Source organism: Marinilabilia sp. (assembly GCF_016278715.1).
In the GTDB taxonomy this organism is placed as follows: Bacteria; Bacteroidota; Bacteroidia; order Bacteroidales; family Marinilabiliaceae; genus Marinilabilia.
Genome location: NZ_JADQBH010000139.1, coordinates 1 through 22,964, shown reverse-complemented (window position 1 = coordinate 22,964; position 22,964 = coordinate 1). Strand labels below are relative to the sequence as shown.

13 protein-coding genes are annotated in these 22,964 nt (G+C 41.9%); 10 read left to right on the top strand and 3 right to left on the bottom strand.

The window, feature by feature from the left end; translation table 11 throughout:
- The first annotated feature begins 33 nt into the window (after positions 1-33).
- The gene (locus QZZ43_RS09005; RefSeq protein ID WP_291858071.1) at positions 34-876 is read left to right on the top strand and encodes a T9SS type A sorting domain-containing protein; all 843 of its coding nucleotides are present in this window, start codon (positions 34-36) and stop codon (positions 874-876) included.
- 53 nt (positions 877-929) lie between these two features.
- Here the strand turns inward: QZZ43_RS09005 and larE are convergent, their stop codons facing one another.
- Positions 930-1,778 (bottom strand): ATP-dependent sacrificial sulfur transferase LarE, encoded by an 849-nt coding sequence (gene larE / locus QZZ43_RS09000; protein WP_291858068.1) that lies wholly within the window; start codon positions 1,776-1,778, stop codon positions 930-932.
- A gap of 140 nt (positions 1,779-1,918) precedes the next feature.
- On the opposite strand from larE, the gene QZZ43_RS08995 reads away from it, so the two are divergent.
- The 6 genes from QZZ43_RS08995 to QZZ43_RS08970 all read left to right on the top strand — a co-directional run bounded on the left by QZZ43_RS08995 (position 1,919) and on the right by QZZ43_RS08970 (position 11,822).
- On the top strand, positions 1,919-2,725 hold the full coding sequence (locus tag QZZ43_RS08995; protein ID WP_291858066.1) for a M48 family metalloprotease: 807 nt from the start codon (positions 1,919-1,921) through the stop codon (positions 2,723-2,725).
- 347 nt (positions 2,726-3,072) lie between these two features.
- The gene (locus QZZ43_RS08990; protein WP_291858063.1) at positions 3,073-3,459 is read left to right on the top strand and encodes a response regulator; all 387 of its coding nucleotides are present in this window, start codon (positions 3,073-3,075) and stop codon (positions 3,457-3,459) included.
- Positions 3,460-4,236: 777 nt separating this feature from the next.
- Positions 4,237-7,221, top strand: coding sequence for a TonB-dependent receptor (locus QZZ43_RS08985; RefSeq protein ID WP_291858060.1), 2,985 nt, complete (start codon positions 4,237-4,239; stop codon positions 7,219-7,221).
- Positions 7,222-7,233: 12 nt separating this feature from the next.
- The gene (locus QZZ43_RS08980; protein WP_291858038.1) at positions 7,234-8,748 is read left to right on the top strand and encodes a RagB/SusD family nutrient uptake outer membrane protein; all 1,515 of its coding nucleotides are present in this window, start codon (positions 7,234-7,236) and stop codon (positions 8,746-8,748) included.
- A gap of 257 nt (positions 8,749-9,005) precedes the next feature.
- The gene (locus QZZ43_RS08975) at positions 9,006-10,481 is read left to right on the top strand and encodes a glycoside hydrolase family 30 beta sandwich domain-containing protein (RefSeq protein ID WP_291858036.1); all 1,476 of its coding nucleotides are present in this window, start codon (positions 9,006-9,008) and stop codon (positions 10,479-10,481) included.
- A gap of 18 nt (positions 10,482-10,499) precedes the next feature.
- Positions 10,500-11,822 (top strand): DUF5125 domain-containing protein, encoded by a 1,323-nt coding sequence (locus QZZ43_RS08970; protein ID WP_291858034.1) that lies wholly within the window; start codon positions 10,500-10,502, stop codon positions 11,820-11,822.
- Positions 11,823-11,931: 109 nt separating this feature from the next.
- Here the strand turns inward: QZZ43_RS08970 and QZZ43_RS08965 are convergent, their stop codons facing one another.
- A complete protein-coding gene (locus tag QZZ43_RS08965) occupies positions 11,932-14,724 on the bottom strand; it encodes a hypothetical protein (protein WP_291858033.1) in 2,793 nt (930 codons plus the stop codon).
- 370 nt (positions 14,725-15,094) lie between these two features.
- Between QZZ43_RS08965 and QZZ43_RS08960 the strand changes: the two genes are divergently transcribed.
- The 3 genes from QZZ43_RS08960 to QZZ43_RS08950 all read left to right on the top strand — a co-directional run bounded on the left by QZZ43_RS08960 (position 15,095) and on the right by QZZ43_RS08950 (position 20,689).
- Positions 15,095-16,723, top strand: coding sequence for a glycoside hydrolase (locus QZZ43_RS08960; protein ID WP_291858031.1), 1,629 nt, complete (start codon positions 15,095-15,097; stop codon positions 16,721-16,723).
- Between the two features lie 172 nt (positions 16,724-16,895).
- Entirely contained in the window at positions 16,896-18,761 is a 1,866-nt protein-coding gene (locus QZZ43_RS08955) for a right-handed parallel beta-helix repeat-containing protein (RefSeq protein WP_291858027.1), read from the top strand.
- 71 nt (positions 18,762-18,832) lie between these two features.
- The gene (locus QZZ43_RS08950; protein ID WP_291858026.1) at positions 18,833-20,689 is read left to right on the top strand and encodes a right-handed parallel beta-helix repeat-containing protein; all 1,857 of its coding nucleotides are present in this window, start codon (positions 18,833-18,835) and stop codon (positions 20,687-20,689) included.
- A gap of 308 nt (positions 20,690-20,997) precedes the next feature.
- On the opposite strand, the gene QZZ43_RS08945 is transcribed toward QZZ43_RS08950, so the two are convergent.
- On the bottom strand, positions 20,998-22,110 hold the full coding sequence (locus tag QZZ43_RS08945) for an aldose epimerase family protein (protein WP_291858024.1): 1,113 nt from the start codon (positions 22,108-22,110) through the stop codon (positions 20,998-21,000).
- Positions 22,111-22,964 lie beyond the last annotated feature (854 nt).

Here is a 22,964-nt window from a genome sequence, read left to right as displayed (position 1 = left end):
AAATAAGTTTTTAACCCTTAAAACCCAAAAATGATGAGAAACTCTACTCTTTTCCGACAAGTAATTTCTATTTCCCTCCTTTTGTTCTTCCTTTCTTTAACTGTCAAATCCCAGACGTCTATTGATTTTGATGATGATGATAAATGGGTGCGTAGTGAAAGTGGCACTTACATTTCCGGTTATGCCACTGATCATGCCTACGAAGACGGAACTTTTCGTGCCACCGGCGGAGAAGCCTGCCGCATTACAGGTAGCAACCAGGATGGTGTGCCCGGAGCCCTGGGAAATTATGCATGGAAACTCAAAGATGTGACCGCTGTTGACTGGCGCATTACTATTGCTTCGGGAGGTGTGGGGACTTTTAGCATGAAAACCCGGCGTTGGGATAATGACCCCGGACCATATTACCAGTTGGAATACTCGACTAACGAAGGAGTTACCTGGGTGGAGGTGGCACAGATAACCAATGAAACACTGGACGACCTGAGTGAATGGAAATCATTTGGAGGAACCATCAACAGCAGCAACGATAACATACTTATCAGACTGACTCCTACCCGGGGCACGGAAAGAATCATGGTAGATGATTTTGAATGGACTTCCTTTGTTGCCAACAGTAGCAAAGCACCCGAAGAAAGCCAGGTGGAACTTTGGCCAAATCCCACCTCAGATTTCATTTATGGCAGGGGTGAGCATGCCCTGAATTCTGTGGAACTGATAAATATGGCTGGCACTAAAGTCAAAGAGAAAAAATTATCGGGTGGAAAAGAGTTCTCTGTTTCTGTAGATGATCTGAAAGACGGGATTTATTTTGTTCGGATGATGACGGTTTCGGGCCGGGAATCTTGTACACGTATTGTGGTTGTTCATAAGTAATGGTAAAGAATTGACCTGCCCCGGCAAATGGTCTTTTTTGCCGGGGCAGGTTGTTATTGTGCCGAATCCTCAGAATTGCTTCCTCTTTTTAAGAGTACCCGGTTAAGTTTCCCTGATACCAGGCCTTCTTTATCCGCAAAGGCATCCGAAAATCCTATTTCCTGCAAGGAGGGTTTGAGGTTGGGCAAAATTTCACTCAACCGGCCAACCTCTTCACTGGGAACTTCAATGCTGACTTGTCCACCACGGTATCGCGCCCTTACGTCGACAAAACCATGACTGTTTATTAATGCCTCAGCCCTTTCAACCATTTTGAGTTTTTCTATGGAAATACTTTCACCATAAGGAAAACGGCTGCTCAGGCATGGACTTGCCGGTTTGTTCCACTCCTTCAGATTAAAATAACTGGCAATTTCCCGGATATCTTCTTTTTCAAAACCACAATCCGCGAGCGGACTTAATACCTGGTATTGGTCAGCAGCTTTTAACCCTGGTCTGTAATCGCCTAAATCACTCTTGTTGCTGCCGTTGATAATGGTATGGTCAGGGAATTGCTCTTCCTTTAGTTTTTTCATTCCTGTGTAGAGTGAATTTTTGCACCAAAAACACCGGTCTTCAGGATTGGAATTGTAACGGGGGTCGTCTATTTCTCCGGGCACTATTACCTGGTAATTTATATCATGCGTTATACAAAAATCCTTGGCCTGATGTAAATCCCGGCGTTTCAGCGCAGGAGAATCTCCGATCACAGCAATAAGATTGGGTTTGCCCAGGAAATGCCGGCCCATAAACGCTGCGAGACAGGAATCGACACCTCCCGAAAGCGCAACCAGAATCTTGGGGTGATTTCTAAACCATTTTTTTGCTTCTTCGTATTTAGTGTTGTTTAAATGCTTTATCATTGTGGTGTGTTTTAAACTTAAGTTATACTACTAAACAGGTAGGAAAAATAAAGGAAAATTCTTAAAATTCCATGGTTTTGGTTTAATAATTGTTTTGTTTTGGCGAAATTGTGTGTGATGGGTTAATCAAATTTTTTGATATGAAAAATAGAAGTTTTAAACTGTTTGCTGTAATGCTGTTTTTTTCAGTATTGACTCTTTCCTGTGAGGAAGGAAAAATAAATCTTTTTACCGTGAATCAGGATGTTGAATTTGGCGAACAGATGACCCAGGAGATTCTTGCCAATCCATCGGAATATCCGATTCTCAGCAGGAGAGACTATCCGGAAGCCTATGCCTACATTGAAGAAATGCGTGATAAGCTTTTGGCAACGGGTGAAATAAAATATGCGGATGAATTTGATTGGGATGTTTACATTATCGACCAAGATATCCTGAATGCATTTGCCGTTCCGGGTGGAACTACTTTTTATTATACGGGATTGATAAAGTTTTTAGACAATGAGGCTTCTCTCGCCGGTGTGATGGCTCATGAGTTTGCTCATGCTGACAAAAGGCATTCAACCAACCGAATGACCAAAATGTATGGGGTACAAACCTTACTGTCGGTGATTGCAGGAGAGGAGACTACCGTGGTAGAAGATCTTCTTTTGCAACTTGGGGGGCAGGCTACCGCACTGGCTTTTAGCCGTGATGACGAATATGAGGCAGATGAGTCTGCTGTCAGGTATCTCTACAAAACGGACTGGGATGCCAGAGGTGTGGCTTATTTCTTCGAAAAGATGGGAACTGAAGCCGATAATCCCGACTGGATGGTCTATTTTCAGACCCACCCCAATCCATCGGATCGTATTGAAAAAATTTATGAGCATCATCAAAATCTGGGAGGAAACGTGGGGGATGTTTTTGCCGAAAGGTATCAGGAACTAAAAAACAGTTTACCATAGGGCAAATCGTTGCATGAATCTTTTTGAAACCGGTTGCAGGAAATAAAAGAACCACTGGTGTATTTTATTACATTGGTGGTTTTTGGTTAGAGGTCAGGTGTTTACGAGGCGGGTTGGATAGAAAAATAAGAAAATAAAAAAGGGCTGCCGGTAGAACCGACAACCCTTTAACCTTAACCCTAACCCGATACAAATATAAGGTAATTTTTATAATGGGGCAAAAATATTTCATAAATTTTTTATTTTTTTTATTCTAGCACAAAAGTAATGAATACGTTTTCAAGGTAAAAATGAGACTGTTAAATGCAAATTTTTTATACCTTGCAGTACCGAAAAAAAACAATCAAATGATGAATTCATCAAAAGAAAATGATGTGAAACCGACCATTCTGTTGGCAGAGGATGATAAATTAAGTTCATCCTATTTTAAAGCGGTTCTTTCCAGTCAGGGCTTTAATGTTATTATTGCCGAAAACGGAGTTGAAGCCGTCAGCGTTGTACGTGAACATCCCGAAGTGATGCTGGTGCTGATGGATATTAAAATGCCTGAAAAAAGCGGCATTGAAGCTGCACGGGAAATTCGTTCCTTCAATGAATCAATTCCGCTGATTGCACAGACTGCCTTTGCTCTGGCCGGTGACAGAGAGGCTATCATGGAGTCCGGGTTTAATGATTATATTACAAAACCAGTGAGCAAAGAAGATCTTATCGCTGTTGTGAATAGGTTTCTGTAAGCCTTAGTCTTTTTTTCTTTTGTATTGTAGTCCACAATAGGCCGGTAATAAAAGCTTAAACACAGAGACTCAAAGGCGCAATTTTTTTATCACTGAGTTGCATCCAACTCTTTCTAATCTGCGAAAAACCTGTTATCCGCTTGTTTCTTTTGATTTCTGAAGGTTCTTCGTAGGCAACTCATTATGATGGGTTAGTTTGAAGTTGGCAAGGTATTGGCAGTTGTAATTGTGTGTTTTTCTTTTTGCATATACAACAGGACTTTAAATGAGGAGTAGTTTTCTTTTTTTCTTCCTGATTTTTTTCTTTTTTATTTCTCTGAACATTTCTTTTGAAAAACCAGGAATTCAGTTTCTCAATTCTGAATAATTTAATTCACGGTTTTATGTGAAATAATTAATTCCTGGTCTCCGGTTAAAGAAAGCTTGATGATGCAATTTTAATTTTTGTTTTCCAGGTTTCCTGAACAATAGTGATATTTATTGTTCAAAAATTTCTTTTCTCCTTCGGGAAGTACCATACAAACTTCTCTAATCTGATTTATCTTTCTTATAGCATAAATAGATGTAAGATTCATTGCGTGAGTTGATTGTGTTTCAATGACGTATAAAAGAAGTCCTGTGGTGGCAGGGTGGAGTATCTATGATGTAACGCTTTTCTTTAAAAAGGGGCAGAGAAAATTTTACTTCGCTTTTACAATTTTAAGAGTTGTTTACACTTGACTCGAACAACAAATTAGAAATTGTAAAAAAGGTTTGTGTTAAACTAATTATTAAACCATGAAAAAAGCGAAGTTATTCAAAGGTAATTTATTCTGGAGTTTTCTCCTGTTAGGTTGTCTTTTTTTTCCCTTACATCAACTTTCTGCTCAGGAGTTAACCGTCCGGGGAACAATCACTGACGGAATGGATGAGCCTCTCCCCGGAGCATCGGTGGTGATTAAGGGGACTGCCAAGGGTACTATTACTGATGTGGATGGGCAATACTCATTGGAAGTGCCATCCGATGCCGTTTTGGTTTTTTCTTTCATCGGCATGAAATCTACGGAAGAAAATGTTGATGGTCGCTCTGTGATTGACATCCGGATGAAGGAAGAAATAGCTACACTGGATGAATTGGTCGTAATCGGCTACGGATCTGTTAAAAAGAAAGATGTAACAACTTCTATATCCAGTGTTTCAACAAAGGAATTGGATAAAAAGCCCATAACAAATGTGGCCCAGGCTATTCAGGGACGTGCAGCAGGAGTGTCAGTGATGAAGCCTAACGGTTCACCTGGTGCAGGGATGGTTGTCCGGGTTCGTGGGACAACCTCGCTGAATGGAAACAATGATCCACTTTACGTTGTGGATGGGGTTCCTATGACCGATATCTCGTATCTGACACCTAATGATATAGAGAGTATGCAAATATTGAAGGATGCTTCTTCGGCTGCCATTTATGGATCCAGAGCTGCTAATGGTGTGGTGATGATTACCACAAAATCCGGGCAGGCAGGAGTTGCAAAAATCACTTTCAATGGCCATGTAGGCGTGACTGATCTTACTAATACCATTGAGCCCCTTAATGTTTCTCAATATAGAGACCTTATTGATGATTTGGGCCTGAATATGAATCTCCCGGAAAGTCTTACGGACAGGACTGATTGGTATGATGAGACTTATCAAACGGCCCTGACTCACAATTACCAGATGTCTGTCACCAATGGAGATGATAAAACCAATTATTACATTTCAGGAGGTTACAGCAAGGAAGATGGTGTTGTAAAAGTTTCATTCTTTGAGCGATACAATTTTAAAGCCAACATAGAAAATGAGATTCGCTCCTGGCTGAAAGTGGGAGCCAATGTCTCTTACTCGGACTATACCGGAAACGGAATTATTTCCGGAACCGGGGCTAACAGAGCCGGGGTGGTTTTATCCGTGATAAATACTCCGACTTATGCACCCGTTTGGAGTGAGGAAAACCCTGAACAGTACTATAATAATTTCTATGGGGTGAATATTACACATCCGGTGGAGAATATGTCACGTAGTGAAGACAATCAGACCAATAATCAGCGTTTGCTGGCGACCGGAAAAGCAGAAATTACATTTACACCTGACTTAAATTTTAAATCAACCGTTACACTCGATCGTACTTATACACATGAGGTGTCGTTTCTTGATCCCATAAAAACAGCATGGGGAAGATCCAATTTTGGACAGGCAAATGATAATCGTAGTTTGGGAACGGTTATGATTTATGATAATATTTTTAGTTATAAAAAGTCCTTAGAACGTCATGATTTTGACCTGATGATGGGTAGTTCGGCGACTACTTCGCGCTGGTCGCAGAGTTATCAGAGTGCTTCTCACTTCCGTGATGGAACTATCAAAACGCTCAACGCTGCCAATAAAATATCTCAAGGAAATGGAACTTTTTCGGCCGACTGGACTATAATGTCTTATTTTGGTCGTTTGGGATATAATTTTGATGATAAATACCTGATAACCATGAATATGCGTGCCGACGGATCGTCTAAATTACATCCTGACCACAGGTGGGGATATTTCCCTTCGGTCTCAGGTGCCTGGCGTCTTTCGTCGGAACCGTTTATGGAGAGTCTGTCCTGGCTGGATGACTTGAAACTTCGTGGTGGTTATGGCCAAACCGGTAACCAGTCTGGACTAGGTGATTATGCTTACCTGGAACGTTACAATATTCAACGTCAAAACTGGTGGGAAGAAGGAAAAAGTAATGCCACTGTTAACCTGAGTCAGGCCAACCTTAGAAATACAGATCTTACCTGGGAAACCACAACACAGACCAATGTGGGGCTGGATTTGACGGTGTTGAGAAGCCGACTCACATTTAATATGGACTGGTATTATAAAAAAACTACTGATATGTTGATGGTGACTGGTTTGCCTTCAGGTTCTGCTGCTGCCAGTACCATAACCCGCAATGAAGGGGAAATGACCAATAAAGGATTTGAATTTATGGTTAACTCCCGTAATATGAATAGAAACAATTTTTCCTGGGATACTAATTTCAATATCTCATTTAACCGAAATGAACTGACCAACCTTCAATTAACCAAGGTTTACAGTTATGCCGTTACCAGTGATTTTGTTAATGAAAATGCGGTTCGTAATGAACCCGGACGCTCACTGGGTGGGTTCTATGGTTATATCAGCGATGGTGTGGACCCCGAAACCGGGGAATTAATGTACCGGGATGTTAATGGAGACGGCATTCTCTCAACTACCGATCGTACCTATATTGGAGATCCCAATCCTGATTTTACTTATGGCATGACAAATACTCTGTCGTACAAAGGCTTGTCCTTGAATATTCTGCTTCAGGGAAGTTATGGAAACGACATCTATAATGCATCAAGAATAGAGACTGAGGGGATGTATGATGCTAAAAATCAATCAACAGCTGTACTTGATCGTTGGAGAATTCCGGGTCAGATTACCGATATGCCCAAAGCTGGTTACAAAATCAAGACCTCGTCTTATTTTGTGGAGGATGGAAGTTACCTGAGAGTGAAAGACATTACACTTTCTTACGAATTCAACCGTGGCCTGATAGAGCGTTGGGGAATCTCACGTATTCAGCCTTATTTCACTGCAACCAATCTCTTGACCCTTACCGGTTATTCCGGCATGGATCCTGAAGTAAATCAATGGGGAAATAATGGTGCTGTACAGGGTATTGACTGGGGTACTTATCCACAAACCAGATCTTTTGTTTTTGGGGTAAATGTTGAATTTTAATTAATGACAATTATGAAACTTGATATAGTAAAAAAAGGGTTTGGATTGCTGATGATTTTCATCGCAGCCTCCTGTTCACTGGATAAAGACCCGATTTCTGATTTTTCAGAGATTACAATGGGTTCCTCGGATGAGTCGGGTGATCGCATAAAGTTTGAAAACCGGAGTGAAATGTTGACTCAGTACGATGCGATGTATGAATTGTTTCGCGGACGTCAGGAACATTGGTATCTGGATTATCTGTTGCTGACCGAAGCCCGCGCCGATAATGCTTATGGTGGAACCACAGGGGCAGAGGTGATGCCTGTGGAAGATAATTCACTGGATGGCGGAAACAGCGTAATTACACGTGACTGGAACAGCTATCTTGACGATATTGCTCATGTAAACTCTATTATTGAAAATATTGATCTGGTTCCGGATGCTTCATTTTCAGATAGCGAAAGAGCTCAGTGGAAAGCGGAAGCTAAAATTTTCAGGGCTATGGTAATGCTTGATATGGTTCGTTTTTGGGGAAATATTCCTGTGATCACCACAGAGGCGGAGGATATTACTGCTGATAATATTGAAGAGGTTTATCCTGCCTACTTCCCTTCTCAGAATACACCCGAAGAAGCTTATCAGCAAATTGTGGAGGATCTTACCACTGCTATTCCTGATGCTCCGGAGACCGGCAATGAAAAAACTGTTTTGTCGAAAGCAGTGGCCAGGGCCCTTTTGGCAAAGGCTTATGCTGAGAAACCAATTAGAGATTATGGTAAGGTTATTGAATATTGTGATGATGTTATCAATGATAATTTTTCTCTTGTGGACGATTACTCCCTGCTTTTTAGAATGAATGAAGCCGGAACTGATATTGCAGCAAGAAATACCACTGAGTCGATTTTTGAAGTTCAGTTTTTTACCGGAAGCGGAAACTGGGTTAACTGGATGTTTGGTCGCAACTTGCTCAATTGGGATGAGAACTTCTCCTGGGCAAAGTGGGTAACTCCTTCGCGCGACCTGATTGCTGCCTTTGAAACAGAGGGGGACGAGATTAGATTTAACCAATCTGTTGTTTATTATGAGCCCGGATGGAGCCTTTATTATCCTTCAGACCATTATCCGTTTATGTATAAAATGCGGTCTGGCAACAATAGCATCATCAAATTACGTTTGGCCGATATTCTATTACTGAAAGCCGAGGCGCTCGTAGCGCAAGGGCAGCTGGGAGAAGCTGCATCCATTGTTGACAAAATCAGAGCAAGGGTTGACTTGCCAGGATTGTCTGAATCTGTTAAATCCTCTGCAGAGCAAATGAAAGAGGCTGTGTTGAGAGAGCGCCGTCTGGAACTCGCATTTGAAGGAAATCGTTTATTCGATTTAATCAGAAATGATAAACTTCAGTCTGTTATGAATGGAATCAATACCCGGGATAATGGAAGGTTATCTCAGGCCCGTCCTTTTACTGAGGATTCTGAACTGTTACCCATTCCACAGACAGTGTTGGATGTCAACACTAACCTTGAGCAGAATCCGGGCTATTAAAAATCCTTATACACCTGTCCCGGATTGCACATTAACTCGGGGGTGTTTGATTAAGTTTTGAACAAAACCAAAGAGAGATGATAAATAGTGCCAGTAAGAAAACTAAGGAATTTAAAGTCTTTGATAAGAAAGCGCCAAATACAAGGCTTTTGAAGTTTTTGAAACCAAGGAGTTTACCTTTTGTAAATGACTGTTTTAAAAACGAGAACAACGCAGTAGTTGGTGTTTTCTTTCAAAGACTAAATAAAATATTCTATGTGACTTTTTTTAGCCTCATGTTTATGTCGTGCGGCTCCTGCTCCAAGGAAAATGATGAGGTGAATAAGCCGGATGATCAGGAAAAGCCTGAAGTAGTGGGTGGAGATGTCACAATTTTCACCACCACCGGCAACCGGGCTTATGATTTTCAGAGAGGCGCTGTTGATTTTAGTGAGACCTCCAATATGTCACCAACGACCATAACGCTCGTTCCGTCAGTGAAATATCAGAAAATGAATGGTTTTGGAGCGGCAATCACCGGTTCTTCGTGTTTTAACCTGATGCAGATGGAACCTGCTGACAGAGAAGAATTCCTGAAGCAGACCTTTTCGCATGAAGAGGGGATGGGATACAGTTATGTACGTATTGCTATTGGATGTTCCGACTTTTCTTTGAGTGAGTACACCTGTTGTGACACTCCCGGGATCGAGAATTTCAGTCTTCAGTCGGAGGAATTAGATTACGTGATTCCTATTCTGAAGGAGATTCTGGCAATCAATCCTGATCTTAAAATTCTGGGGTCTCCCTGGACGCCTCCGCGGTGGATGAAAGTTAATAATCTTACCGATCTTCAGCCATTCAATTCCTGGACAAGTGGTCATCTTAATCCTGCATATTATGAAGATTATGCCACTTATTTTGTGAAATGGATTCAGGCATTCGCCGGATTTGGGATTTCAATTGATGCGATAACCCCTCAAAATGAGCCATTGAATCGCGGTAACTCTGCATCTTTGTTTATGGGCTGGGACGAGCAATTGGAATTTGTCAAAGAGTTGGGGCCGGCACTTGAAGAGGCTGGTTTGGAGGTCAAATTGTATGTTTTCGACCACAATTACAATTACGATAATATGAGTGAGCAGGAGGATTATCCTGTGAATATTTATGCGGACGATGAAGCCAGCCGGTATATTGCTGGGGCTGCCTATCACAATTATGGCGGTCATTTCAGCGAACTGGAGGATATTCATCAGAAAGCTCCCGAAAAGGAACTGATTTTTACCGAGACTTCCATCGGAACCTGGAACGATGGTCAGAATCTTTCCAAACGGTTGATGGACGATATGGAGCAAGTGGCCTTTGGCACAGTGAATAACTGGAGCAAAGCTGTAATCGTGTGGAACCTGATGCTTGACTCAAATCGCGGACCTAATCGTTCCGGAGGGTGTGAAACTTGTTATGGAGCGGTGGATATCAGCAATGATAATTATAAAACAATTGTTCGAAATTCACATTATTACATTATTGGTCATCTGTCATCGGTGGTAAAACCTGGTGCGGTGCGGATTGGAACCAGCGGTTATTCAACCGATGGCATCATTTACAGTGCATTTGAAAATACAGATGGTTCTTTTGCCTTGGTTTTGATGAATGACACTAATGATACCAAAACAATCACCATTAGTGACGGCTCAAATCATTTTTCTTATCCGGTTCCATCCAATGCAGTGGTTTCTTACCGCTGGAATAAGTAAAACTAAATCTAAATTATTATGAAGCGAAATATTTTATTCTTCAGTGTTTTGTTTGCTTTAGTGGGTTTTATTGCCTGCGAAGATGAGGAGACTGTTGTCGGCGATCCCCAACTGATAGTGGAAAACAACATCACCGCCGCCCATTTTGGTGACAGTATTTCTTTTACCACTATGGTGGCTGATGATGAAGTGCCTTTGTCAACCCTTAAAGCACAATTGTTTTTTGGTGATGAAATGGTAGAGGAGACCGTTATTCGGACAAAAACCAATGGTGAATACTCCGGAAAGATATACGTGCCTTTTTATAAAGACATTCCCAATGGGACAGGACGATTGAAATTTGTTCTTCAAAATATCGAATTTGCCATCGAGGAACAAAGTTTTGAAATCGCCCTGAGTCGTCCTGACTATCCATGGATAACGCTGGTGACAGCTGATGGCGATTATAAAATGGAAAAAGTGGATGAGTACAGGTATGCTGTTACTGCTTCTTTCCCTCAAAAGGTAAAAGGCTATATCCAAACCCCAACAATTACCGATGCCGGAAACGAAATGACTTTTGGCTGGGCCTCCGGCGAAATAAAAGAAGGGACTGATGCGGAGATCACATTCTCCAGCTATGTTGCAGGAGAGTATGAGATTATCTTTAATACGCTTACCTATGCTGCGGGTCCTTTTATTTCTCTTGAGTTTGCAGGAGAATCAATGGTGATGGTTAACGATGACAATTTTAAAGTGGAAGCCGATCTTGATCAGGAGCAGATAATTGAAATCGATGGCATTGCGAACCTTGATGAGTGGTGGATTGATGAGAACTACTTTGTGGATAACGGAGATGGGACCCTTACGTTTAAAGCTATCGGAGGGAAATACAGAGTGATCGCCAATTTTATTCATGAGTATTTTGTGGTGGAAGCAATGAATGGAAATGATCTGGCAACACTTCAGCAGGATGGCAGTGGTGCTTTGTGGATTATCGGTGATGGTATCGGAAAACCTTCTCTTGACAATCAGGTGGGTTGGAACACCGATAAAGCTTTGTGCATGGCCCAGGTGTCCCCTATGGTTTATGAGGTTACTGTTGTGGCCGGCGAGTCAATAGATGCGGGTTACATCAACTTCAAATTTTTCCACCAAAAAGGTTGGGGGGGAGAATATACCAATGAAGCCCTTAGTTCCGACAGTAATATTGTTTTTGTAGGAAACGGTGAAAATGGCCGCGACCCCGGAAACCTTGGGCTTGTAAATGAGGAACCTTTGATTGAAGGAAATAAATATACTTTTAGAGTCGATATAACAGGAGGCATAAATGCGGCTGTATTGTCAGTAATTCAAGAGTAATTGACCGACATTTTCTCGAAGGTTGGCTGAATTGTTGTTTAGAAATTCAGCCAACCTTTTTTTATTTTGAGTTTCTCCAGATTTTTTCGTCGGGGTAGCTTCGGATTTGTCAGACCTGACCAATAAGTTCATAGATATCAGGAAATTTTTTCCTCAGACGGTACCGGGCTGTTTCCACTCCACGCACAGAAATATTAAAAATGCTCGCCATTTCTTTGTTGGTGAGTTCCATTTTTATGAAAGCACACATCCTTAGGTCTTTGGTCGTGATGTTAGGATGTCTTGATTTTAATTCGTCAAACAGTTCCTGATGAACCCGTTCCAGATTGGTGTCAAAAAGTAGATACTGTTGTTCATCATTCAGGTTGATCTCAATGCTACGGACAATGTTTAGAATGCCGGTTCGGGTATAATCATTTTTTGCATTCTTTCTCAATTCGTTGAGTCTCTCCTGAATGTCAATCAGTAGTTCCCTTTTTTTAGCAATTAGGACGGCGTTATTGGCTAAATCTTTGCTTTTTTTAATGATGTCGGCTTCTACGCGTTTCTTTTCCTGAATTATCAGTTGGTTTTCCCGCTCCATGTCACGTACCTCCTGGAGTTGTTGTTCTTCCACACGAGTCTTTTCTTTCTCCTTTACAATAATTACCTGAATCTGTCTTATTCCGGCAAGAACCATCCCTGTGGTTATCAATCCCCAAAATATGAGCCAGGGCCAGGTAGCAAACCAGGCAGGGGCAATAGTGAATGGTATTTGAGTAATTTGAGCGACTTCACCGGATAAACTTTGAGCTTTCACTTTTAAAAGGTAATCACCGCCTTTCAGAAAGGAGAAGTTGACCATTGGTTCTTCCTGCCATTCTGACCATTCCTTCATTTGGTCCTTCAGAAGATAACTGTATCTGATATTGGCTTTGTCGCGGACATAAGGTGCCGAAAACCAGAAGCTGATATTGTGAACATTATTGGGAAATTCCATTAAATCCATTGTGTCTGTAATGGCAAATGTGGTGATGGAATCATTTATGGAATAGGAGATCCGGGAAACCCTGGTTTTTACTTTTGCTGAAAGCAATTGAGATTTTGCTTCCGGATGAAAAGCATACAATCCGTTGGTTGTCCCCAGTAAAACTTCATTGGCGTTTTTCAATGGCACAATGCATTCCATGCCACGGTTCAACGTTCCTTTTAGAGAGAGAAACGGGTTGGTAATAACGTTCTTCATTGCTTTATCGAAAAAAGCCAGTTGATCGTCAATGACACACCAGGTCGTATCACCTTGTTGAACAAGCTGACGAATGTTTTTTTCAGAGCCAAGAAGTTTAGTCAGAGCCTCATGGGGAACAAAGGTTTCACTTGTCTTGTCAAAAATAAACAAACCATCATTGGTTGTGAAAATATTTTGTCCGTTCCACCTGTGAACATTAATATTGAATGGAGAAGGAAGTCCGTTTTGCTCATTAAAATGCTCAGTGGATACCACACGAGAATTTTCCTTGTTGGTTTTGATTTTAAAAACGCCTTTGTAACCATGGCAAACCCAATAGGAATCACTTTCTCCCGGAATGTCAATTAAATCACGGGTGGAGTCATCGAACCCGGGCAACGAATTGGACAACACCAAGTAGTTGCCATTTCTGATTTGTATCAAACCAATACCATTGTAGTGGCAAATGAAGAATTGATCACTTTTCCCTGATACGGGAAATAGCTTCCAGACTCCCTGAAAACCTGGAATTTGTGTTGTCTGGCCATTGCTAATCATGAAAAGTCCCTGGTCGTGTGCACAAAAAAGTTGGTTGTCAATAACCTTTAGCGACCATGTCTGGCCGTCAAGCATTGGTATCTTTTGAAATTCATTTTGATAAATTACGCTGTTAGAATAAATATCTGCTGAATGAAATACTCCCTGATTTGTTGCGATGAAGAGTCTGTTGTTAAAAAGTATAGCGTCATAGATGGACGAGCCCTGAAAGATATTTGTCAGATGTGCGTTAGGGTCAAAAAAATCCAGTCCTTTGTTGAGTAAAATCCAAATGATTCCTTCGTGCGATTCAAAAATGTTGAGGACTGTCTGATCCTGCAAATCCCCGAAAGATCGTACCTTTATGAGTCTGTTGTCCTGAAATTTCCAGGAGGAGAGTTTATTGCTTAATGTTCCTATATACACCTCCCCCGACAGGGATTGGATGGCTGAGGTGAATACCTGTTTTGATGAAAGGGAGATAAGTTTCTGCTGTCTATGGGCGGTTTTGTTTTTCAGGGATATCTCAAATAGGGAACCTTCTTTGGTTAATAAATACAATGATTCGTTCTCATGCCCCGGAAGTATTTTTAGTATGCTTTCATTCAAAATATCTTCAGTGGAGATGATACGCTGGAATTGCGAGGTGTTGACATTCAATAAAAAAAGATTTTTCTTGTCCAGAACGAGCAAGTCATTGCCTGAGATTCCTGCAAAATTGAATGTCCCTGAGGCTTCAATAATTTCAACGTTGTTTCGGTTAAGCAGAATCAGGAAATCAAAGGTCCGCAGAATAATGGTGTTGTTGAGTTCTAAAATTTGCCAGACATTTCCTATTTCTGAATATTTTGGAGGCAGAATATTGCGCAGGGATTGGTATGTAAAACTCCCGTTCGTATTGGTCTCTATGATGCCAAACTCATTGTATCCTCCGGCATAAACGATTCCGTTTTCGGAGCAATGCAGACTTCGAACCGCACTGTTGTTTGGAAGAGAAATTTTGTTCCACCTTTCGCCGTCGAATCTTAAGACACCATAATTGTTGCCAAAGTACATAATTCCAGAGGTATCCTGACAGGCATCCCAAAACTGGCCATCACTGTTAAAGTCCTGATGAGAGTAATGAGTCACCGGAGGGTTTCCTATTACTTGTCCCATGGTGGGGCTGGGAAAAGCAATAAGCAACAAAAAGCCCAAAATGTGCTTTATGTTATTATATGAAAAAATCCGTGTCTGCTTTAACATGGGGTAGTTATGAAATCAATCAAAGAGGATCTTTAAACAGACAAAATTAAGAATTATTTGAGGCATTTCCAACGGAGAGCCTTTTATCTCCTGGCTTTGCAGGCTATCCTTTTGTTGTTTTCAACCTGTTGCGGCTGCTTCAAAAAATGGACAGGAATGAAAAATATCCCCTTAATACACGAAAAAGTCCACATAAAACAGGAGATAGTTGATTAGTTTTGAGAAGTTAAATTTTGTCGAAAATCCTTTCCTCCCAACAACCTTTTCACATTTAAAGAAGAATATGCTCGTCATAAGAAAACTCTGTGTTGTTTCATTAATCGTATTTTTTTCCACCATCCTTTTTTTTGCATCATGCAGTGAAGATGACAATGGGGAAGAGGTGGATAAAACTGTTGTATTATCTTTTGAACAAAGTTCCTTTCCGGAGAATCTGGATGCCGCAGGAGGAAGTTTTTCCCTGGAAATTGACTGGGCTTTTACTCAATGGGACATCACCACCGAAGTGGTGAAGGGCGATGCCTTTATCTCGACCATACTCCCATCAGAGGGCGGGAGTATAATGGAAGCGGAGACTTCCTCTTTTGTGGAAATAACTTATGCTGCAAATGGTAAGACCACTGAAAACTGGCAGAAGCTTATTCTCAAGTCACTGAAAGATGAGGTTTCGGAGGAGATTGTTCTGAAGCAATCCGGGAGGGTGGCACCGACTACAACCAAATTAACTCTTGATCCTACAGTGGTTCATCAAACAATTGCAGGTTTTGGGGGGGCTAATATGATTTGGGGAACCGATTACCTCACCGAAAGCGAAATGGATATGGCGTTTGGAACCGGTGAAGATCAATTGGGGCTCTCCATCTACAGGGTGAGATTACCTTCTAACCGGGATGACTGGGCCGGATTGGTCAACTCCGTGAAAATGGCCAACAGCCGCAATGCAAAAGTGCTGGCCAGCCCGTGGTCTCCCCCTTCAGAGTGGAAAAGCAATAATAGCACCAACGGTGGCGGTTATTTGTTGAAAGAGCATTATTCTGATTTTGCCAACTATATTAATGAGTATATTCAGTTCATGGCAGATAAAGGGGCTGTGATTGATGCCGTCTCCATTCAGAACGAACCTGATTGGAAAGTGGATTATGAAGGATGTGAATATAGTGTGGCCGAAATGTATGATTTTGTAAGAAACTATGCGGGAGTGATTGAAAATGCTAAAGTGGTGGCTGCGGAATCATTGAATTCTAACCAGGCCTATACCAGTGATATTCTGAATGATGCAACCGCAGTGGACAATCTTGATATTGTTGGCGGACACCTCTATGGCGGCGGTTTGGCAGCATATCCACTTGCCCATGAGAAGGAAAAAGAAATCTGGATGACTGAATATCTGCTGAATCTGAACAGCGGTAATGTTTCTTCCAACTGGACTGAGTACACCGACCAGGAAACCATCTGGGACGAAACCATGGAAATGCTCGAAGGGATTCATTCGTCCATGGCTTTTGACTGGAATGCTTACATCTGGTGGTATATCCGCAGATATTACAGTTTCCTGGGTGACGGCAATAACGGAACTCAACGAGGCAAAATATTGAAGCGTGGTTACGCATTTTCGCAATATTCAAAGTTTATTCGTCCAGGTTATCAGCGTATTGATGTCAGTCCGGAGGGCGTTTCCACCCTCAAGATGACTGCTTATTCGGGCGAGGGAAATACCGTGATTGTGATTATCAACCCGTCTGAGTATTCAGCCAGGACGATTGAGGTTGAATTACCATCTTCTGCTACGTCGGCAGTATCTTATACGACTTCCTCCGGGCTCAACAGAAATCTCAATGATAATATTTTAAATGAGGATAACGTAATTGTTGAATTACCCAAAGAGAGCATAACAACCATTGTGTTACAATAATTTAATAGGTTTTCCTGGTTTGGATTATTTCTATTTTGACCAGATGTTTGTTTATTAGTAAATTGTTTAAATATTGAACCTTTTCCCACTACTATTTTACCTGCCAACGGGCAGGGCCACAATTATAAAAATAAAAGAATTGAATTATCTGATTTTATCAAAAAACAATAACATGAAAAAGAATCACCCATTTTTACGCTTAATCCCTGCCTTTATTCTGGCTCTTGGAGTGGTAGCTTGTCAGGCCCCGCAAGCTGCAGAGAATACTAAAGGCGACGATAAGGTTTTTGGACCTGTAGAACAAATTTATGAGTTACCCGAAGTTGCCGGAACTATATATTATGTAGCTCCCGATGGAGATGCCGAAGCCGAAGGAACGGCTCTTGAGTCGCCCACTTCCATAGAGTCGGCTCTTGCACGTGTGGTTACCGGAGATGCAGTGGTGATGCGAGGGGGAACTTACCGTTGTGGAAATCTGACCTTTAATCAGGGGGTTACCATTCAGCCTTTTAAGGATGAGAAACCTGTTTTGAACGGAACTCTTGAAGCAACCGAATGGCAACAAACTGAGGATGGAATCTGGTTTACCAAATGGGAGCGTCTTTTCCCCGGAGAACCCGAACCGTGGTGGCGCCCAGAAGGAAACCTTGAGTTTACTCCGCTTCATCGATTCAATAATGATATGGTATTTGTGAATGGAGAATATTTGCAATCAGTTGGTAGCAAGGATGAACTGGACAACGGAACTTTCTTTGTGGATTATGATGCCCAAGAGATTTTTCTTGGTCAGGATCCTGCTGATAAATTGGTTGAGATTACCGCTTTCAGAAAAGCTATTTTCAGAACCAGCGGATATGCCAACGGCAAAGAAAACGATGGGGTAGGACCGGTGATTCGCGGTCTGACGGTTACCCAATATCCTGATACAATGGTGCATATTGATGGTTTTTACCCTCAGGGGGCTTCCAACGAGGAACTTAATGGTAACGATGTGGTGGGAACGGTTTTCGAGAACTGTACCTTCTCAAAAAGCCTGCGGGTCGGTGTTTTTGCCATTGGCGACAGCATGGTAATGCGTAATTGTAAGATAGCAGATACAAATACTGAAGGCTTGTATGTAGTTGCTTCGGATGACGTATTGCTGGAGCAGAATGTTTTTGAAAACAACAATATTGAAAAATGGACCGGTTTCTATCCTGCCGCTGTGAAGATCTTTAATCAATCGCACCGCGTGGTCTGCCGTGGAAACCTTATTGCCAATCATCCCAACTCCAACGGTCTTTGGTACGATGTGGGCAATATAGACGGGGTTTTTGTAAACAATCGGGTCGAGAACGTGGGCAGTCCCAAAGGCCCATTCCGAAATGACCAGGTGTGGCCCAGCAGCAATGGTTTCTTCTTTGAGATATCCAAAGGGGTGACTGTTGCAGGTAATGAATTTGTGAATAACAATCAGGGGATGCTGATTCTGAACAGTAGTGGTGCAAAAGTTTACAACAATACTTTTGTGAATAGTCGTGCCAGCTTTGGTCGCGATTCCCGGGGTGACGATGCCGACCATTTTGGATGGCACATCAATACCGGACCGGGCGTTGATGAGCGCGAAGGTCACGTTTTTGTGAATAACCTACTGGTGGATACCATAGGACTGGAATTTCCGCTTCTCTATGTATGGCAGCCTTCCGAAATGTGTGAGCGACTGAATACACCTACACTTGAAGCTTTTGATAACAATGTGTATCTAAAGACCAAGAAGGAAGAGAATGCTACCATTGTGCTTTGGAGTCCTGCCGATAACGACAAATGTCAGGCAAAAATAACCTCGCCGGAGGAGCTGAATGCTTTGTACGAGTCATTCGAAGTGAGTAGTAAGCTTTATAATGGTTTTGAAGGTGCTTTGTTTACAGATGAGGACCCGATGAATATCGAGACCGTATCTGATTTTGAAGGACATTCTGTTGCTACCACAATCCCCGAAAACATTAAGCACCTAGCCGGATGGACAGAAGAGAATGTCTCTTTTGTTGGCGCAAAATAGTTAAATTTAACAAATGGGGGGAGCTGCTTAGGGTGCTTCCCCTTTTCTTTTAAAAAATAAAAAAGAACCTCATGAAAAAAAGTCAGGTTTTACTGAAGGTTTCTTTTGTCGTGTTGGCTGTTGCAGGATTGTTTTCCTGTCAGACACCTCCTCCAGCAGATGAAACTGAACAAAAGGAAGAGGTCGTTTACGGACCTTATGATACCACTTACGAACTTCCGGAAGTGGCAGGAACTATTTATTATGTTGCTCCGGATGGAGATGACCAGGCGGATGGAACTTCTCTTGAGAATCCCACCACTATTGAGACTGCCATCGCCCGCGTGGTGACCAATGATGCTATTGTGATGCGGGGTGGGATTTACCGTACCGGCGACCTTACCTTTAATCAGGGAATTACCATTCAACCCTATCAGGATGAAAAGCCGGTACTGAATGGTACATTGGTTGCTGAAAACTGGCAAAAGGACGAAGATGGAGTCTGGTACACCGAGTGGGAGCGCCTGTTCCCGGCTTTCCCACAATCATGGTGGAACAAAGAGCGGAACATCGAATCAACACCCATGCATCGGTTCAACAACGACTGTGTGTTTGTGGATGGAGAGTATCTTCAATCTGCAGGTAGCAAAGATGAGTTGGATGAAGGAACTTTTTATGTTGATTACGAAGCAAAGAAAATTTATCTGGGTGCCGATCCTACCGACCAGTTGGTTGAAATAACTGCCTTCAATAATGCAATTATCAGAACGCCTGAGGATGTACATGGCAAAACAACCGATAAAAGAGGTCCGGTGATAAAAGGGCTTGAGGTAACTCAGTATGCAGATATCAGCGTGCTCATCGATGGCCTTTTTCCTGAGGAAATCTCGCCCGAAGAAGCACATGGTAACGATGCAGTGGGAACTGTTCTGGAAAACTGCTCTTTCACGAAGTCACTGCGTGTTGGTGTATTTGCGCATGGCGACAGTATGGTAATACGCAACTGTAAAATTGAAGATACCAATACCGAAGGGCTTTATATCGTTGCGTCGGATGATGTGTTGCTGGAGCGAAACATTTTTGCACACAACAATATTGAGAATTGGAGAGGGTATTTTCCTGCTGCTGTAAAGATATTTAACCAAAGCCACCGGGTGGTTTGTCGCGAGAATTTGGTGACCAATCAACCCAATTCCAATGGTATATGGTATGATGTAGGTAATGTGGATGGTGTGTTTGTAAATAACCGTATCGAGAATGTTGGTCAGGTTGACCAGGCAGCCTCGGGGGATAAAGTTTGGGTTGGACGAAGTGGTTTCTTCTTTGAAATTTCTGAGGGTGTTATTGTGGCCGGAAACGAATTTGTGAACAACAATCAGGGAATCTTGATTCTCAACGCTCGTGGTGCCGAGATCTATAACAATACATTCGTTAACAGCCGTGCAAGCTTTGGGCGTACAGCTCGTGGTGACGGCGCCGATCATTTTGGCTGGCATGTTACTAGTGGCCCCGGCGTTGATGAGCGGGAGGAGCATGTATTTGTAAACAATCTGATGATAGATACGGTCGGTATGGAAACGCCCCTGCTTTATGTGTGGCAACCCGCCGAAATGTGTGAGCGACTCAGTGAGTCCACGCTGAAAGCCATTGACAACAATGTATATGTTAAAGTGAAAAAAGAAGAGCAACCCCTGGTGGCCTTGTGGAGTCCGGCCGATAATGAAGAATGCCAGGCCCGGATTGCCGATCCTGCTGATTTGAATGCTTTGTATGAAACTTTCGAAGCAAACAGCAAATTTTATAATGGTTATGAGGGAGACTTGCCTGCCGGAAATTCTTCGATTGTCTCCGTTTTTGGGGATTCTAAAGTTGCTGCTGAAATTCCGGAAAAGGTGAAAGAAGCGGCAGGATGGACCGATGTTCAGGATTCCTTTATTGGTGCCCGTTAGTTGAGCATCGGAATAGAAAATTTATGAATGATGCAGTTTAGTTGTTAATCTCATAAATTATGAAAATAGCAAAAACGGAGTGGTAGTTATCCGACTCAGAAAAATGATAAAAAAGGCCCGCTGAAAACAATTCAGCGGGCCTTTTTATTTAGCTGTTTTTTAACACTCCGGCTGTCTTTGGCAATCACCTGACTGCAAGGCATTTGTGATTTCAAGGGGAGCTGCATGTCACTGCCCGGTAATGAAAACTTTGCGCCTTTGCATTTAAGCCTTTCTTAACGGACTATTGAGATTGGAATAACTATTATTTATTCTTCCACACCAAATACCATAATTGTTGTAGTCTGATAGGTTTCATCAGGGTTTAAGATGGTTGACGGGAAGTTTTCATGATTCGGCGAATCAGGAAAGTGTTGTGTTTCGAGGCAAAGACCGTTGTATTGCTCGAATACCCAATCCCCTGTTTTTTGAGATCCGTCCAGGAAATTTCCGGAATAAAACTGCAAGCCCGGTTCTTCGGTATAGATTTCCATTGTTCTTCCCGATTGGGGATCTTTTAATTTCGATGCGAAAGCCATTTCACCTGCTGCGTCCTGATTCAGCACATAATTGTGGTCATAACCTCCGGGAACCTGCTCAATTCGCTCGCCAATAAGATGAACTTCGGTGAAATCGAAAGGTGTTCCTTCAACGGGTTTAATTTCTCCCGTAGGAATAAGTGTGGAATCCACCGGAGTATAAGCATCTGCATTAATGGTGAGTTCGTGATCCAGGATGGTTCCTTCTCCTGCCAGGTTGAAAAACGAGTGGTTGGTCAGGTTAATCGGGGTTGCTTTGTCGGTATTGGCCAGATACTTAACCACCAGACTGTCGCCCTTGAGTTGATAAGTAACAGTGACGTCTAAATTTCCGGGGTAACCTTCTTCCCCGTCCTGACTGAAATACTCAAGCTGCAGGGCCGGGCCTTCGGGGGAGTCAACGGGTGTAGCGTCCCAAACTTTCTGGTCAAAACCGTTGGTACCGCCATGCAAATGGTTGGGACCATCGTTTAGCGATAGCTGATAGGTGCTGTCGTTTAGCGTAAACTGGCCTTTGTCGATTCGGTTTCCATACCGTCCGATGATGGCTCCGAAAAAACTCCTTTTCTCCAGATAGCGCGATAAATCATCGAATCCCAGAACCACATTTTCTACTTTCCCGTTTTTGTCGGGTGTATTTATGGCGGTAATAACTCCGCCAAATGTGGATATCTTTACCTCCAGGTCTGTGCTACTGGTCAGTGTGTAAAGGTCAACTGCGGTGCCATCTGAGCTCTGCCCCCAGGATTCTTTTTGGATGGACTGCTCAACGGGAGTGTTGCAACTGACGATGCCTAATCCTAAAATGATGGCAACCATAAAATGTAATGGACTTTTTCTCATAATATGACTTATTTTTTAATCGTTAAAAATAATATTAATAAATGTACGATACCTACAGTGCTGGTGTTTTCTTATTATAAACTTGTATAAATATAGGAGCTCTTCAGTCTCCGGTCAGCAGTTGCAATGAATCCTGAGCCTCAAATGAGGAAAATGATTACAGAGCTCGTTCAAAACTGAATATTCCATTTATCTCCATACTTTATGTGAGAACGGTTGAACACTTGAAAAGTATAAATTAAGTCTGTGTTTTTTTATTGGATTTTCTAATTTCTATTACCTTAATATCTGTTACCGGTTTGTACAATTCAAAGTCTGTGCTTGCATTCTATATTGAAAATGTTTTGTTTAAGAGTACATTAAACATTTGTAATGCTTTTTTTTGTAAATTGCTAAAGTGGTTAAGTTCAATATTATTAACTATTTAGAGCTTTTTTTGTTTGAATGTTCAAAACTGCCGGATTCTTTGATTCCTCCTGAACCGCAATGACAGTCGGTTGTCAAAGGAAACACCTTTAAATGGTCTGTTTTCGAAATTTATTAAAAAAAATCTCTAAAAACATTTTAAAAGTAGAAATTACTTTTTAATTTTGAAGCATAAAATTGAAATTTTTTTTAAAACCGATTTTCCGTAAATTTCAATAATTGATTCATGAATTGCTAATTCACGAGTAGAAGAGGCGGGTATTAAAACTTTTTCCAGATAAAAACAATTATGCAAATGCCATATCAGGGACACTATAAAAATACACCCAAGCATTATCTGGCTGTGGATTGTGTTATTTTCGGTTATGAGAATTACGAATTGAAGCCTCTGTTGCATAAGCGACCAATTGAACCTCAGATAGGGGGCT